Source organism: Streptomyces bicolor, from assembly GCF_000719285.1.
GTDB classification, from domain to species: Bacteria; Actinomycetota; Actinomycetes; order Streptomycetales; family Streptomycetaceae; genus Streptomyces; species Streptomyces bicolor.
Map to the genome: position 1 here is coordinate 13,871 of NZ_JOFS01000039.1, position 15,051 is coordinate 28,921.

At 72.6% G+C, this 15,051-nt stretch carries 13 protein-coding genes and 1 tRNA gene; 8 read left to right on the forward strand and 6 right to left on the reverse strand.

Annotation, left to right across the window (positions count from 1 at the left end; genetic code table 11):
* The first annotated feature begins 3 nt into the window (after positions 1-3).
* A complete protein-coding gene (locus IF78_RS0136520) occupies positions 4-1,299 on the forward strand; it encodes a glycoside hydrolase 5 family protein (RefSeq protein ID WP_031487028.1) in 1,296 nt (431 codons plus the stop codon).
* Positions 1,300-1,318: 19 nt separating this feature from the next.
* Here IF78_RS0136520 and nagZ read toward each other — a convergent pair whose 3' ends face one another.
* On the reverse strand, positions 1,319-2,818 hold the full coding sequence (nagZ, locus tag IF78_RS0136525) for a beta-N-acetylhexosaminidase (protein ID WP_031487029.1): 1,500 nt from the start codon (positions 2,816-2,818) through the stop codon (positions 1,319-1,321).
* Positions 2,819-2,943: 125 nt separating this feature from the next.
* Here nagZ and IF78_RS0136530 point away from each other — a divergent pair.
* The 5 genes from IF78_RS0136530 to IF78_RS0136550 all read left to right on the forward strand — a co-directional run bounded on the left by IF78_RS0136530 (position 2,944) and on the right by IF78_RS0136550 (position 8,755).
* Positions 2,944-3,015 (forward strand) — tRNA-Ser (locus IF78_RS0136530).
* A 2-nt stretch (positions 3,016-3,017) separates the two neighbouring features.
* Positions 3,018-5,339 (forward strand): coiled-coil domain-containing protein, encoded by a 2,322-nt coding sequence (locus tag IF78_RS0136535; protein ID WP_031487030.1) that lies wholly within the window; start codon positions 3,018-3,020, stop codon positions 5,337-5,339.
* A gap of 302 nt (positions 5,340-5,641) precedes the next feature.
* Entirely contained in the window at positions 5,642-6,655 is a 1,014-nt protein-coding gene (locus IF78_RS0136540) for a lysylphosphatidylglycerol synthase transmembrane domain-containing protein (RefSeq protein ID WP_031487031.1), read from the forward strand.
* A 244-nt stretch (positions 6,656-6,899) separates the two neighbouring features.
* Positions 6,900-8,021, forward strand: a complete 1,122-nt coding sequence (locus IF78_RS0136545) for an MFS transporter (RefSeq protein WP_078662719.1) — start codon at positions 6,900-6,902, stop codon at positions 8,019-8,021.
* A gap of 179 nt (positions 8,022-8,200) precedes the next feature.
* Entirely contained in the window at positions 8,201-8,755 is a 555-nt protein-coding gene (locus IF78_RS0136550) for a TetR/AcrR family transcriptional regulator (protein WP_267882991.1), read from the forward strand.
* A gap of 91 nt (positions 8,756-8,846) precedes the next feature.
* Here IF78_RS0136550 and IF78_RS0136555 read toward each other — a convergent pair whose 3' ends face one another.
* From IF78_RS0136555 to IF78_RS0136580, 5 genes are all read right to left on the reverse strand, one after another.
* Entirely contained in the window at positions 8,847-9,593 is a 747-nt protein-coding gene (locus tag IF78_RS0136555; RefSeq protein ID WP_031487034.1) for a PP2C family protein-serine/threonine phosphatase, read from the reverse strand.
* 99 nt (positions 9,594-9,692) lie between these two features.
* Positions 9,693-10,100, reverse strand: a complete 408-nt coding sequence (gene msrB / locus IF78_RS0136565) for a peptide-methionine (R)-S-oxide reductase MsrB (RefSeq protein WP_031487035.1) — start codon at positions 10,098-10,100, stop codon at positions 9,693-9,695.
* A gap of 13 nt (positions 10,101-10,113) precedes the next feature.
* A complete protein-coding gene (gene murC / locus IF78_RS0136570) occupies positions 10,114-11,502 on the reverse strand; it encodes a UDP-N-acetylmuramate--L-alanine ligase (protein WP_031487036.1) in 1,389 nt (462 codons plus the stop codon).
* A gap of 192 nt (positions 11,503-11,694) precedes the next feature.
* Entirely contained in the window at positions 11,695-12,168 is a 474-nt protein-coding gene (locus IF78_RS0136575) for a hypothetical protein (protein ID WP_031487037.1), read from the reverse strand.
* Positions 12,169-12,313: 145 nt separating this feature from the next.
* Positions 12,314-13,261, reverse strand: coding sequence for a pyrimidine reductase family protein (locus IF78_RS0136580; RefSeq protein ID WP_234439944.1), 948 nt, complete (start codon positions 13,259-13,261; stop codon positions 12,314-12,316).
* Between the two features lie 37 nt (positions 13,262-13,298).
* Here IF78_RS0136580 and zapE point away from each other — a divergent pair, with 37 nt between their 5' ends.
* On the forward strand, positions 13,299-14,411 hold the full coding sequence (gene zapE, locus IF78_RS0136585; RefSeq protein WP_031487039.1) for a cell division protein ZapE: 1,113 nt from the start codon (positions 13,299-13,301) through the stop codon (positions 14,409-14,411).
* Between the two features lie 192 nt (positions 14,412-14,603).
* Positions 14,604-15,008, forward strand: a complete 405-nt coding sequence (locus tag IF78_RS0136590) for a hypothetical protein (RefSeq protein ID WP_031487040.1) — start codon at positions 14,604-14,606, stop codon at positions 15,006-15,008.
* Positions 15,009-15,051 lie beyond the last annotated feature (43 nt).

Genomic DNA, 15,051 nt, shown 5'->3' on the forward strand with positions numbered 1-15,051 from the left:
ACCATGGTGGTTGATACATTCGCGACGGACAAGAGCCAGGCCCTGACCGAGGACACGCCCGGACCCGAGGAGGATCCCATCCGCACGCTCCGCTTCGGCGTCAACTACACGCCCCGCCACGGCTGGTTCCACTCCTGGCACGACTTCGACCCGGCACACGCGCGTGCCGACCTGGAGGCGATAGCCGGGCTCGGCCTCGACCACGTCCGCGTCTTCCACCTCTGGCCGCTGCTCCAGCCGAACCGCACCCTCGTCCGCACCACCGCGGTCGACCAGCTGGCGCACCTCGTTGACCTGGCCGGCGAGGCCGGTCTCGACGTCATGGTGGACGGCGTGCAGGGCCACCTGTCGAGCTTCGACTTCTATCCGGAGTGGACCCGCAGCTGGCACCACCGCAACGTGTTCACGGACCCCGAGGCCATCGACGCCCAGGCCGCCCTCCTGCGCACCCTCGGCCGCGCCCTCGCGGGCCGCCCCAACCTCCTCGGTCTCCAGCTCGGAAACGAGCTCAACAACCTGGTCGAGCACAACCCGGTGACGGCGGACGAGGTCGACCGCTACCTCGACACCCTGCTGACCGCCGCCCGGGACGGCCTCGGCGCGCACGGCGGCCTGGTCACGCACTCCGCGTACGACGCAGCGTGGTACGGCGACGACCACCCCTTCACCCCCGAGGCCTCCGCCCGCAAGGGCGATCTGACCACCGTCCACCCCTGGGTGTTCTCCGGCGCCTGCGCCCGCCGCTACGGCCCGCGCTCCCCGCAGGTGCGCCACCTCGCCGAGTACGGCACCGAGCTGGCCAAGGCCTACGCCACCGACCCCGCCCGCCCCGTCTGGGTCCAGGAGACGGGCGCGCCCGAGCCGCACATCCCGGCCGCCGACGCGCCGGACTTCGCGCGCGCCACCGTACGGAACGCGGCGGAGTGCACGGGGCTGTGGGGCGTGACCTGGTGGTGCTCACACGACGTGGACCGTTCGCTGGCCGACTTCCCGGAACTGGAGTACACGCTGGGCCTGTTCGACCCCGTGGGCCGCCCCAAGCCGATCGCCGAGGCCCTCGCGGAGACGGTCGCCGACCTGCGCGCCGAGCCCCACTCGCCCCAGCCCCGCGCCACCGCTCTCCTCCTGGACTGCACGCCGGGCACGCGGTCGGTGTCCGGTCCGGGCGGCGCGTACTTCGAGGCGTGGATGGGGTTGCGGACGGATGGTGTCCGGCCGGCGGTGGTCCTGGCCGACCGGGCGGACGACGCGGAGTACCTGGCGGCCCGGGGAATCAAGGAGGTCGTACGGCCGCTCTGAGCACGGCCCCGGCCGGCGGTCAGCCGCCGGTGACGCCCGTCAGCAGCTCGGCGAGGGCCCGCAGGTTCACCCGCCCGCGCCCGTACGAGCACAGCACACCGCCCTCGGGCAGTCCCGTGTCCACCCGGACCGCGTCCGGGCGCCGGGCCAGCAGGCCGTCCCGCAGCCGCGCCTGCCAGGGGTGCAGCCCGGCGTCACAGCTGGCGACGACCAGGGGTGCGGTCCCGCAGCGGCGCAGGATGCCGTCGACGAGGGCGTCCGGGTCCGCGCCGCACTCCCCGGTCACCGCGGTCCCCGTCGCCGTGGGGTCGGCGGCGCGGATCTCGGTCAGCAGGTCCTCGCCGCCCCAGTTGAGCGCGGGGTGCGGCGGTGGGAAGAGGTCGACGACATGGGCGCCGCGTACGGCGGCCGGTACGCCCCGGCTGCGTACGGCGCGACGCGCGGCCGCGAGACCGGCCTCGGCGTCCCAGTCGGCGACGTCGGCGGGCGGGGTGGCATAGCGCGTGGCGAGCCGCCGCACCCGCCCCGCGGCCTCCTCGATCCGCTCCTGGGCCAGCACTCCGGTCCGCAGCCCGTCGAGCACCGCGTCCCGGCAGGCCAGCGTGGTGTCCAGGTCCGCCACGGCGACGATGACCTGGTCGGCCCCGGCGGCGAGGGCGATGCGCGCGCCGGCCGCCTCGCCGTAGCGGTCGGCGATCGCCTTCATCTCCAGCGCGTCGCTGACGAGTACGCCGTCGAAGCCGAGATCGTGGCGGAGCAGGTCGCCCAGGATGCGGCGGCTGAGGGTCGCGGGCCGGTTCGGGTCGAGCGCCGGGAACACGACATGGGCGCTCATCAGCATCGGCACACCCGCGGCGACGGCCGCTCGGAACGGTTCGAGGTCGGCGCGCAGTTCGTCGTACGGCCTCGGGTCGACGGCCATGCCGTGGTGGCTGTCGGTGACGGTGCCGCCGTGGCCGGGGAAGTGCTTGGCGCAGGAGGCTATGCCGCGGGCCTCGGTGGCGGTGATCCAGGCGCGCAGATGGCGGGCGGCGCGCTCGGGGTCGGCGCCGAAGGAACGGGTGCGCACGATCGGGTTGTCCGGCCGGTGCTGGAGGTCGGCCACGGGGGCGTAGGAGGCGGTGATGCCGAGGGTGGCGAGGTGGCCGGCCAGCGCGTCGGCGCAGCGGGCGGTGAGGTTCGGGTCGTCGACGACGCCGAGGGCGTAGGAGCCGGGGACCTCCGGTGCGCCGGCGCGCACCAGGTGGCCGATGCCGCCGCCCTCGTTGTCGATGGCGACGAGGAGGTCGGGGCGTATCGCGCGCAGTTCGTCCGTGAGGCGGCGCACCTGCTCGGCGTCGCGGACGTTGCGGGTGAACAGGATGACCCCGCCGAGGCCGCGGTCGATGAGCTCCTTGAGGGTGTCCGGCACGCTCGCGGCCCCGTCGAACCCGGCGACGAGACAGCGGTGGGCGGCTTCGTCCAGGTCGGCGCGGAGCGCGGTGGTCGGCCCGAGGGAGACATGCTCGAAGTGGCTCACCCCCGCAATGCTCTGGCTCGGTCAGCCGAAAGTCAACCGTCTGATGGATGGCTGATTCAGCAGCTGGTCAGCTGTGAAAATCCGGTTGTCCGGCGATCATCCCGACGTCTACCGTCGTCCTTCATCGGCGTGTAGCTCAGCAGCAGAGCACCGGGCTTGAGACCCGGAGGGCGCAGGGGCGGAACCTGCCACGCCGGCTATGAACGACAACGCTGAGCAGCAGCCCCTCACCGCGGACCCGTCCTATGCGGCGGCCCAGCTGGCCAGGGCCTTCACGACCGCACTGGCCCATGAGGACGCCGACACCCGGCGTCGCGCCGAGGTGCGAGGGCAGCGCTGGCGGGCGGTGCTCGCGGGGATGGCGGCGGGTCGGCTGACGGTCGGTTCCCGCACCCCCGTGGCCGGGCTGCCGGCCTGGGTGACCCCGGAGGTGATGCGGGGCGGCTTCGCCACGGGCACCGCGGGCGCGGGCGGCCCGCTCCAGCCGTACGAGACCGAGGTCGCGCGGAGTTTCGGAGTGCCGGCCGAGCGGCGCGCGCTCTTCGCGCACTGTCTGACCGAGGCGGGACTCGAGTGGCTGTGGGCCCGGCTGGACAGCGGCCACTACGAGATCGCGGTGCCCGAGGAGGCCGCGCTGCTCACCATGGCCTGGCTGGTGCGGAACGGGGAGACGGACGCGGCGCTGGACCTCGCGGCGGAACTGGAACCGTTCGCCGACCGGCTGCGCTTCCTTCCCCGCCCGGCGGACGGACCCGCGCCGGAGGCCGGTGCGGCGGACGCCGGCACGGCCGTCCACCGGCTCACCGTCTCCGACGCCGTCGACACCCTCGTGCGGCGGCGGCCCCACGTGGCCGTCGAGACCCAGCGCGAGGCACTCGCCGTATGGCAGCCGTTCGGCGACGAACTGCTCGTCCACTGGCTGGAGACGGCCCGGGAGGGCCGGGTGCTCGCACTCGCCCCGGACCTCGGCTGGTCGGCACGCGGCGCTGCCCTGCTCGACCGCTACCGGGCCCTGGCCGCGGAGCACACCCGCTGCACCAAGCACCGCAACCCCAAGGAGAACCTGGGCATTCTGCGCGGCGCGCTGGAGGAGACCGTCGCCGGACGGCCACTCGACGCGCGCCGCCTCGGCCTGCTGCGGCACGCCGTGGCGTCCATGGTGCGGCGGCGTGGTCTGCCCGGCTCCGCAGCGCACACGGCCCTGCGCCGGAACCAGGCCGCGCAGGCGGCGCTTCCCTCCCACCACGCCCTGGCCCAACTGGTGCTGAGCCGGCTCGCCGCACTCCCCCAGGAGACGGGTATCGCCGATGTCGGCCCCGTCGTCACCGCGGTCACACGGGAGGAGAGCCAGGAGACCGGCCTGCCCGCCGGGGCTGCCGTACCGCCCGCGATCCGCCAGGTGGTCGAGGCCGCGTTGAGCGCACCGATCGGCACGCTCGTGGAGCGGGGCGTCGTCCCGTCCGCCGAGGTGATGACCGAGCTGGTACCGCAGCTGGTCGCCGCCACCACGGCGCAGGCCTTCCGCGACGAGGCGCTGCGGACGCTGATGGCCGCGAACTACCGGGCGTTCCGCAACCGCCGCTCCCTGCTCCTGCTCAACCTGGAACGGCAGGTGCGGGTCGAGGAACTGCCCTGGGTACGGGCGGTGTCCGGGCAGCGCGCCGCGGTGCTGGGCCAGCCGGACGGCGACGGTGCGCTCGCCGTGCTGCGGCAGCTCGGCGAGCTGGCCGTGCAGGCGTTCCCGGGCACGATCCTGCCCAACCCGCTCGTCCGCGAGCTCGGCGTGCTCGCCCGCCAGGGCGATCTGGGCGCCCCGTTCGTGGAGGAGCTGGCGGCCGACATCTTCATGGGCGCCTTCAGCCCCAAGTTCCTCACCGCGGCGCGGATCGCGGGCGAGCTGCTCGGCGGCACGCTGTACGAGCGCTACTACGGCATCGACTACAAGGCAATCCGCAACCTGGCGATCGCCGAGACGGGCGCGGCGCTGAGCCGTACATACGGCGCCCGTACGTCCCCCGGGTTCGCGCGGCTGTGCGCCGAGCGGGCCGGCCATGCGTCCGGGGCCGCCTCTGGGTCCGTGGCGGCCAACGGCACGGTGATCGAGCAGGCGCAGATCCTCACCACGCACAACCTGGCCACGCTGGTCCACCGGGTGGGCATCGCCCCGCGGCCCGGCTGGGCCGACCTGGCGCGCCACGCCTTCGGCACGGTGGGCCGGCTGACCGCCCGCGTGCACCACAACCCGCGCCCCCTGGCCACGATCAAGGACGCGGCGTACGCGTGGCGCCAGATGGTGTTCCACCTGTCCTTGTGCACGCCCGACGAACAGCGGCGGGTCGTCGCCGGCCTGGACGAGGAGGCCGCCCGCCACCCCGCCCACGTCACGGCGCGACTGGCCCCCGCGCTGGCGGGTCTGCTCCTGGTCGCCGAGGGCGGCGCGTTCGGCCCCGCCGGAACGGCGGACGGCGGGCGCGCTCGGCGTTTTCTGGGGTGGAGTACCGACGGGCACTGGATGCGGTGAGGGCGGGGGCTCGGGTGCGGCGGGAGGGGCGTACACGGCCGACGGGTTCGGCACCCGTAACGGAACCAATCGGACAACGAACGACAACCACCCCCTGCACCCCAGCAGCACCACAAACACCTCGCCGCCGGTAACGGCAGGCCAACGCCCCCGGCCGCGTCGCCCGCCCGCCGACGCCGCTTCCGCTTCCGGACACCACGGCGTCACGTCGAACGGGCACGTTTCGGTCGTCCCCTCCTGCCTCGCCCTCTAGCCGTCCGCCCCGCGTCCGCGCGGGTGGGACGCGGAAGGACGACCGCGCTGTGTCCTCGCTCCCGCTCAGCGATCTCCCCGGATCGCTGCCCGCCACGGCCACCCCCGCTCCGGCCCGCTCCCCCTTCGCCCCCGCACACCTCACCCGCCACGCGCTGACCCTGCTCCCGCTCCTGCTGGTCGGCGCATGGGCGGCGGCCGACTGGCGCACCTTCCATGACGGGGCGGCCCGGCTCGCCTCCGCCGACCCGTGGTGGCTGCTGTCCGGCCTCTTCTTCACCTGCACGGGCTGGGTGATCGCCGCGGTCGTCCGCCAGGGCGCCCTGCCGGAACGGCTGCCGCCGGGCCCGCTGCTCGCATCGCAGTTCGCGGCCGGCGCCGCCAACCATGTGCTGCCGGCGAGCATCGGCGCCCACGCCGTCACCCTGCGCTTCCTGCAGAACCAGGGCATACCCCTGGCCCGGGGCACCGCCTCGCTCGCCCTGTACTCGCTGGTCAAGCCGATCGCGAAGACGGCGGTCCTGCTCGGTTTCCTCGTGGCCTTCCCCGACCTGCTGCACCTGGGCGAACTCATCCCGGACAGGCGGACGTTGGCCCTCGTGGCCGTCGGCGTGACGGCGGCCCTCGCCACGGCGGGCATCCTCGCGGCGGCCGTACGACCGCTCCGTCGCCCCCTCGTCTGCTTCGTACGCACCGCCCTCACGGACGCCCGGATCCTGCACACCCGGCCCTCCCGCGTCCTCGCCCTGTGGGGCGGGGCGGCCGCCACCCCGCTGCTCCAGGCGAGCGTGATCGCCTCGGTCGGCTTCGCGCTCGGCCTGCCGCTGTCCTGGACGCAGGTGACCCTCGCCCTCCTCCTCGCCAGCACCGCCGTGGGCGCCGTGCCCGCGCCTGGCGGCATCGGTCCCGTGGACGCGGCCCTGGTGTTCATGATGGTCACCTTCGGCGCCCCGACGGGCCTCGCCGCGGCCACGGTCATCGGCTACCGCGTCCTGACGGTCTGGGTACCCCTGCTGCCGGGCGCGCTGGTGCTGTCGATCATGGTCCAGCGCAAGATGCTCTGAGCCGGTCAGGAACCTGCCGCCTTTGAATAGACGCAACGTGTGGTCTAGTCTCCAGACAAGACGCAACGGTAAGTCTTGTCTTTGTTTCGGGGTTGCCGCGCGTCTTCCAGCCGCGACCGCTCATGAGAGGCGACACACCGTGAGGAACCCAACCGCCCGCGCGATCGATCCACCCACCACGCCTGAGGGAGGGAAGGGCGGCCGACTCGCCGCGTGCAGCGTGGCCTTCGCCTTATGGATCACCATGGCCGGCACCACCGCACCCACCCCCCTCTACCCGCTCTACGGCGAGGAGTTCGGCTTCACGCCCTTCACCGTGACCGTGGTCTTCGCCGTGTACGCGCTCGGCGTCGTCCTCGGGCTGCTGGTCTTCGGCCGACTGTCGGACCAGGTGGGACGCCGCCCGGTGCTCATCGCGGCCACGCTGCTGTCCGCGGTCGCCGCAGGCGTCTTCCTGGTCGCCGAGAACGTCGGGGCCATGCTCGTCGCCCGGGTCGTCTCCGGCCTCTCGGCGGCCCTGGTGACCGGCGCCGCGACCGCCTCCCTCGCCGAGCGGCTCGGGCCACACGCGCGCGTGAAGCCCGCCACCATCGCGCTGTTCGCGAACATGGGGGGCCTCGCCTGCGGCACGCTGCTGGCCGGCATCCTGGCCGACGTCGCCCCGTCCCCACTGCGCACACCCTGGGTCGTCATGCTCGCCCTGGCCACCATCGGCGTACTCGGCGTCCTGGTGAACGGGGAGAGCTCCACGCACCGGTCCGGCTTCTCCCCGCGGTTCCAGCCGCTGCACGTCCCCGGCGAGTTCCGCTCGGACTTCCTGCGCTGCGCGATGGCGGCCGGATCGGGGTTCGCGGTGCTCGGCGTCCTCACGGCCGTCACCGGTCTCTTCCTGGGCACGGTCCGGCACGAGTCCAGCCATGCGCTGGCCGGCCTCGTCGTCTTCGTCGCCTTCGCCTGCACCGCCCTTGGCCAGCTCCTGGTCCGCGCCCTCAGGCGCCCCACCGCCCTGCCCGCGGCCTGCGCGGGGCTGATCGCCGCTGCCTGCCTGATCGCCCTGTCGATGGCCACCGGCGCTCTGGCACCCCTGCTCGCCGGCGCCGCCGTCAACGGGCTGGCGACCGGCATCGCGGTCGGCCACGGCATCGGCGGCATCACCACGCGCAGCGCTCCCCAGCACCGGGGCGCGGCGGTGTCCACCTTCTTCGCCATCCTGTACTCGATGCTCGCGGTGCCCGCGATCGGCGTGGGCGTCCTGATCCGCGAGACCGGCCTGCGCCCGGCCGGTGAGACGTTCAGCGCGGTGGTCGCCGCGCTCTGTCTCGGCGTACTGCTCAGCCTGGTGCGAACCCGCGGGAAGGCCGCCTGATCCGGGCCCCCAGCACCCCGATTCACGGCGCACCCCTGTGCCAGAATCTCAGCGAACGTACGACTCGAAAGGTTGACGGGACCATCAGCGCCACGCGGAAACCACGACAGGCCGGCGAACGGACCACGGTCGTCAGCCGGACCGGCCCGCACCGCAGCGAGAGCGTCCGGCTGGCGGTCCTGCACGCGGCGGACGACCTCCTCGTCGAGAAGGGGTTCGCGGGGCTGACCATCGAGGGCATCGCCCAGCGCGCGGGCGTGGCCAAGCAGACCATCTACCGCTGGTGGAAGTCGAAGGTCGACATCCTCCTGGACACCCTCGCCGACGACGCCCGCGAGGCCCTTCAGTGGCGCACGGACGAGGCCACGGGCACCGAGGAGAACCTGGCGGCGCAGCTGCGGCGCACGGCCGATTTCTTCGACGAGCCGGCCGGCCGTGTCCTCCAGGCGCTGCTCGGCCACGCGCAGTTGGAGAGCGACACGGCGGCGGCACTGCGCGCGGGGTTCCTGAAGGAGCAACGCGACCGGGACGTGGCCGGCCTGCGCGAACTCCTCGCCCGCGACCCGGAGCTCACCGTCGACGACCGGGCTCTCGGCCACCTGGTGGATCTGCTGCTCGGCCCGCTGTACTACCGGGTGCTCGTGCCGGGCACGCCCATCGACACGGAGCTCGTGAACTCCACGGCCCGGCTCGTGCTCGCCCTCGCACGCGAGGCGTCACCGAAGGCCATCTGACCCACCCCGGACCGTGGCCGTCTCGTCGTACAGCAGCCGCCCGGTCCCGAGCGGCACGCCGTCCTCCCGGACCGTTCGGCCTGTCCGCCCGCTACTCCTCCTCGACCCGCACGACCGCCACCGTGATGTTGTCGGGCCCGCCCGCCTCGATGGCGGCCTTCCACAGTTCGAAGGCCGCGCGGCCGTCGTCGTGCTTGCGCAGGATCTCGTCCAGCACATCCTCGGTGAGCGGGTCCGTCAGGCCGTCCGAGCAGATGAGGTAGCGCTCGCCGGGTGCCATGGTCTCGGACGTGACATGGGGGTCGACGGCGCGGTAGGCGGGCGAGCCGCCCAGGCACTGGGTGACGAGGGCCGTGGTCTGCCCGGCCGGGTGCGGCGGGCTGTCGTCGACGCTCAGCTGGCGCAGCCCGTCGGGGGAGGCCGCGAAGACCCGGCTGTCGCCCACGTTGAACACGAACAGCGAGCCGGGCTGTACGACGACCCCGGCGATCGTCGACCCCATGCCGAGCAGGTCGGCTCCCTTCTCACCACCGGCGGCCTGGAACACGGCGCGGTTGCAGACGTTCAGCGCCTCCCGGACGGCGACCTCGCTGCTCAGCGCGGGCCCCAGGGACGCGATCTGCCGGACGACCAGAGCGCTGGCCACATCCCCGCCGGGATGTCCGCCGAGCCCGTCGGCCACGGCGACGACCAGGGGCGTGCCGAGCGGGAAGATCAGGGTCTGCGGATTTTCGGTCACGGTGGCGCACAGCGTCCACGGCCCGGCGACGAGACTGTCCTCGTTCCGCTCACGCAGCAGCCCGGGATGGCTGATCGCACTCACAGCGACGTACGGCATACACCGACACCGCCTTCCCGCACCGCAGGACCGACCGCCGGGGCCGGACATCTCCTACGAGTCTAGGAACACCCGGATCCCCGGTGCCAGCGCGGCCGGTCAGTCCTCGTCCGCCGTCAACCGCAGCGCGATGCTGTTGATGCAGTACCGCTGGTCGGTCGGCGTCGGATAGCCCTCGCCCTCGAAGACATGCCCGAGATGCGAACCGCACCGGGCACACCGCACCTCGGTCCGCACCATGCCGTGCGAGCGGTCCTCGATGAGCTCCACCGCGTCGGTGTCCTTGGGGTCGTAGAAGGACGGCCAGCCGCAGTGGGACTCGAACTTGGTGGTGGAGGTGAAGAGTTCGGCGCCGCAGGCGCGGCAGGAGTAGACGCCCTTCGTCTTGGTGTTGGTGTACTCACCGGTGAAGGCGGGCTCCGTGGCGGCCTGGCGGAGGACGGCGTACTCGGACGGGGTCAGCTCCGCGCGCCACTGCTCGTCCGGCTTCTCGACGTCGTACGACATGGGTCCTCGTCCCTCACTTCGACAGGCGGTCCAGGATGAGCGGGCCGAGGTCGGTGACATCGCCCGCGCCCATGGTGAGAACGAGATCACCGGGCTTGGCCATTCCCGCGATGAGCGAGGGCACCTCGCTCTTGTCGTGCACCGCCGTCACCTCGGCGCCGGCCGCCCGGGCCGCCTCGATGACGAGGTCGCTGGTGACGCCGGGGATCGGGTCCTCACGGGCCGGGTAGATGTCCAGGACCAGCGAGGAGTCGGCGAGGGCGAGGGCGTCGCCCATCTCCTTGCCCAGCTCCTGGGTGCGGGAGAACAGGTGGGGCTGGTAGGCGACCAGGATCCGGGCGTCACCGGCGGCCGCGCGCATGGCCTCCAGGTCGGCCGTCATCTCGGTCGGGTGGTGTGCGTAGGAGTCGATGACCTGGACGCCCGCGGCCTCGCCCTTCAGCTGGAGCCGCCGCTTCACGCCCGTGTAGGCCGCCAGCGCCGGGGCCAGCTCGGCTGCCGGGACGCCCAGCGCCGCGCCCGCCGCGAGGGCGGCGACCGCGTTGAGCGCGTAGTGGCGGCCGGGGACCGAGACCGTGAACGTGAGCTCCTGGCCGTCCAGGAGGACGGTGACCTGGCTCTTCAGCCCCTGCGCCAGCACGGACAGCACCCGTACGTCGGCGTCCTCGGCCTCGCCGTACGTCACCGTCCGGACGCTGTCGGCCACTCGCCGGGTCAGCTCCCGCGCCCCGTCCTGGTCGGCCGAGATCACCAGCGTGCCGCCGTCGACGATGCGATCGGCGAACGTCACGAAGGACTCGTAGATCTCGTCCATGGACGCGTAGTTGGCGTGGTGGTCGAGCTCGACGTTCAGGACGATCGCGACCTCGGGGGCGTACTTGTGGAAGCTGCGGTCCGATTCATCCGCCTCGGCGACGAAGATGTCGCCGTCGCCGTGCAGGGCGTTCGAGCCGGGGGCGTCGAGGTCGCCGCCGATGGCGTACGACGGCTTCAGGCCCAGCTCGGACAGGGAGACCGCCAGCATCGACGTCGTGGTCGTCTTGCCGTGCGTGCCGGCGACGGCGATCGGACGCAGCCCGCCCATCAGCGCGGCGAGCGCGTCGGAGCGGTGCACCACCGGGATGCCCAGCTGGGCGGCGCGGGCCAGCTCCGGATTGTCCTGGCGGATGGCCGACGACACCACGACGCAGCTGGCGTCGTCGGCGAGGTGCTGCGCCGCGTGCCCGATGTGCACGGTCACACCCAGCGCCCGCAGCGCCTCGGCGGTCGCCGACTCCTTGGCGTCGCTCCCGGCGACCTTGGCCCCACGCTGCGCGAGAATCTTCGCGATCCCCGACATCCCGGCGCCGCCGATGCCGATGAAGTGCGGTCGGTCCATGGCGGTGGGAATGCCGGGTGCCATGCGTGTTCTCCCCAGAGTGCGGTACGTGCGATACGACGGTGAGCCCTCAGCCTATTGGGTGCTGAGGCCGACCTCGCCCATGGGACGCCGGGACCTGCGCCACCCCAGGGGCGCGGGGAACTGCGCGACCAGCCACACACAACCCGCACCCGGCAGATCCCAGAAGCCCCTACGGCGCTCTCCCGAAAATCCCTAAACCTTGCTGTGCGAGAACAGCTTCAACACCGGCACCCCCACCTTGTGCCGAGCCCTCGACGCCCAGTCCCGGTGGAAGAACTCCTCCACGTAATGGGGGTCGGTCAACACGATCACCTCATCCGCACCGACCTCGTCCACCACAGCCTTCAGCGCATCCAGCGGATGGTCCTCCAGCAACCGCCCCTCCGCCGCAGCCCCAGCGGAGCGCAACGCCGTGAGCGACACCTCCAGCGCCCGCTCCCCCGTGCTCATCGCCTCCTCGCCCTCCGGCGTCCTCCCCTCCCGGACGGCCTCGTCCAGCTCGCCGAGGGCGATGTCGTCGATGGCGCGCAGCAGCCTGTCGGCCTGCTCGCCGCGCGGCTGGAGCAGCACGTGGAAGGAGACTTCCTCGTCCCCGTGCAAGGTGGTGACGAACTCCACGTCGGCGGACGTCAGGGCCTTCTCGATCATCAAAACGCTTGTGAACACCGGGCGCCCCTTCTGAGGAAACCATCCTGCCCCGTGCTCGCACGGGGGCTGCGATTTTTAGTGTGCCCGGCGGAAGCTAAACGGAACGGTGGATTCCGCCGTTTTCAGGACCACGGCGACGATGGAACCCATGTCCGGACCAACCTCACCTCCGCCGGTACCGACCGAACAGAAAGCCTTCCTCCTCCATGAGGGACGCCAGCTCGAACCGTTTGGGGACCGCCACCGAGGGCCCGCCGGCGATACGCTGGGCGTCGCCGGCAGTGAGCATCGGGGAGATCGTCAGACAGAGCTCGTCGAGCACACCGGCGGCCACCAGCTGGCCGAGCAGCCGTGGCCCGCCCTCGGTCAGCAGCCGGGTGTGGCCCAGCTCGGCGAGGGCCTGGACGGCACGGACGGGGTCCACGCCGACGCCGTCACCGGCGATCACCACCTGTGTCGCACCCGCCTTCTCCGCGGCGGCGATCCGGTCCGGGGCCGCGGCGGCGCCCGTGAGGATCAGCGTGGGCACGGCGGGCGAGGTGAAGAGCGGAAGGGTGTAGTCCAGATCCAAGCTCGCGCTGACCACCGCGATGGCCGGCGCGGGCTCCTGCCCGGCAGCCCGGCGCGCCTCCGCGAACTCCGCACGCGCGCGTGCCGGACGGTACCCCTCCTGACGTACCGTTTCGGCACCCACGATCACGACGTCCGCCAGCGCCCGCAGCGTGCCGAAGATCCGCATGTCGGCCGCGCAGGAGATGGGCTGCGAACGCCCGTCGTGCTGGGCGGCGCCGTCCAGCGTGGACACCATGTTCGCCCGCAGCCAGGGCTGGCCGCCGCCGGGCGCCGGGCGGGGATAGGCGTAGGCGACGGCGAGCTCGGCGAGGCTCCACTCCCGGTCGACCAGGTCGGCGCCGGGCTGCACCGGGCCACCGTCCCCGGCCACCCGGCCCACAGGTCCACCACCGGACGCGCCGGGGTCCGTACTCTCAGCGCCCCCACCGGGAGCACCGGTCACAAGCCCCCCTTCGGCAGCTCCACTCCCGTCGTCCCCGGGGGAACCGCCGGAGGCCCTCGCTGCTGTTTCGTCAATCACAGGGAACAGGCGTCGCATGTCATGGAGTGTGGCACGGCCCTTACCATGGTGAACCGTGTCGTCCTCCTCCGCCGCCTCCGGTCCGCACCCGATAGCCGAAGCGAGCCCGCCGTCCCTGTGCGCCCGTGAGCCGCACGTGCCCGCGGACCGCCTCGTCGCCGAGATGGTGCCGCCGCCGCGCTTCGACTCGGTCCGGTTCAGCACGTACATCCCGGACCCGAACCAGCCCAGCCAGACCGAGGCGGTCGGCGTGCTGGAGTCCTTCGCGGGCGGGCTCGGCGGGGCGCACGCCAGCGGTGCCGGGAAGACCGGCAGGCGCGGCTTCCTCGGGTTCGGCCGGTCCAAGGCCCCCAAGACCCCGGCCGGGCCCCGCGGCGTCTACCTCGACGGCGGCTACGGCGTCGGCAAGACCCATCTGCTCGCCTCCCTCTGGCACGCCACCCCGGCCGAGCCCTCCCTCAAGGCCTTCGGCACCTTCGTGGAGCTGACGAACCTCGTCGGCGCCCTCGGCTTCCAGCAGACGGTGCAGACCCTTTCCGGCCACCGCCTCCTGTGCATCGACGAGTTCGAGCTGGACGATCCCGGCGACACCGTCCTCGTCTCCACCCTGCTCGGCAAGCTGGTCGACGCGGGCGTCGCGCTCGCCGCCACCTCCAACACCCTGCCGGGCAAGCTCGGCGAGGGCCGTTTCGCGGCGGCCGACTTCCTGCGCGAGATCCAGGGCCTGTCGGCGCACTTCCGCCCGCTGCGCATCGACGGCGAGGACTACCGCCACCGCGGCCTGCCCGAGGCGCCGGCGCCGTACTCCGACGAACAGGTGACGAAGGCGGCGTACGCCACCGAGGGCGCCTCGCTCGACGACTTCCCGCACCTGCTGGACCACCTGGCCCGGGTCCACCCCAGCCGCTACGGCGCGCTGACCGACGGGCTCAAGGCGGTCTGTCTGACCGATGTGCAGCCGATTCCCGACCAGTCGACGGCCCTGCGTCTCGTCGTGCTCGCCGACCGGCTCTACGACCGCGAAGTCCCCGTTCTGGCCTCGGGACTGCCCTTCGACAAGCTCTTCAGCGAGGACATGCTGAAGGGCGGCTACCGCAAGAAGTACTTCCGCGCCATCTCGCGTCTCACCGCCCTGGCGCGCGACGCGAGGGGCCTCGTCACCGCCTGACGCCCCTAACTTGTCTACTCCCCCTGGTCAAGGGGGAGTTCAAGCCATCTCACCCTCGCATTTCAGGCTCTCTTCAGGTCGAAACGTTAAGTTAACCCTGCAAACAACTTTGCCGGGCTAATGTGTTTCTTGACCAACGGTTGACCAAGTGTTGGCTCGCGCAAGAGGTGTGGACTGACTGGAGGGGGGCGCATGTTCCGAGGTACGACGGCCCGGACCGCGATTTCGATCCTCGCCGCCGTCCTGGTCGCCCTCCAGCTCTTCGCACCCACCGCGTCCTTCGCAAAGGCGCACACGGTCAGTCAGGCAGAGGCCAAGGCCCAGCCCGGAATCAAGCTCTCCAAAAAGGCGCTGCGCGACGAAACCCTCACGGCACGCCACTGCATACCGTCGGGCGATGGGGACCCGACCGGTCCGCTGCGCACCCGTGACCGTATGCGCGTCGCCGATTCCGGGCCCGAGGCGCCCTACCGGCCCCTGCTCACCCGGGACCCCGCGGCCCAGCACGAGCCGGTCACATCCGGCACCGCGCACCAGCGCACGTCGAGACCCCCGGCGTCGCACACTCCGGCCGCGCTGCAGGTCTTCCGCTGCTGAGAAGCACAGCAGTCCCCCCACCCCTGTCATGTAAACCCCGACG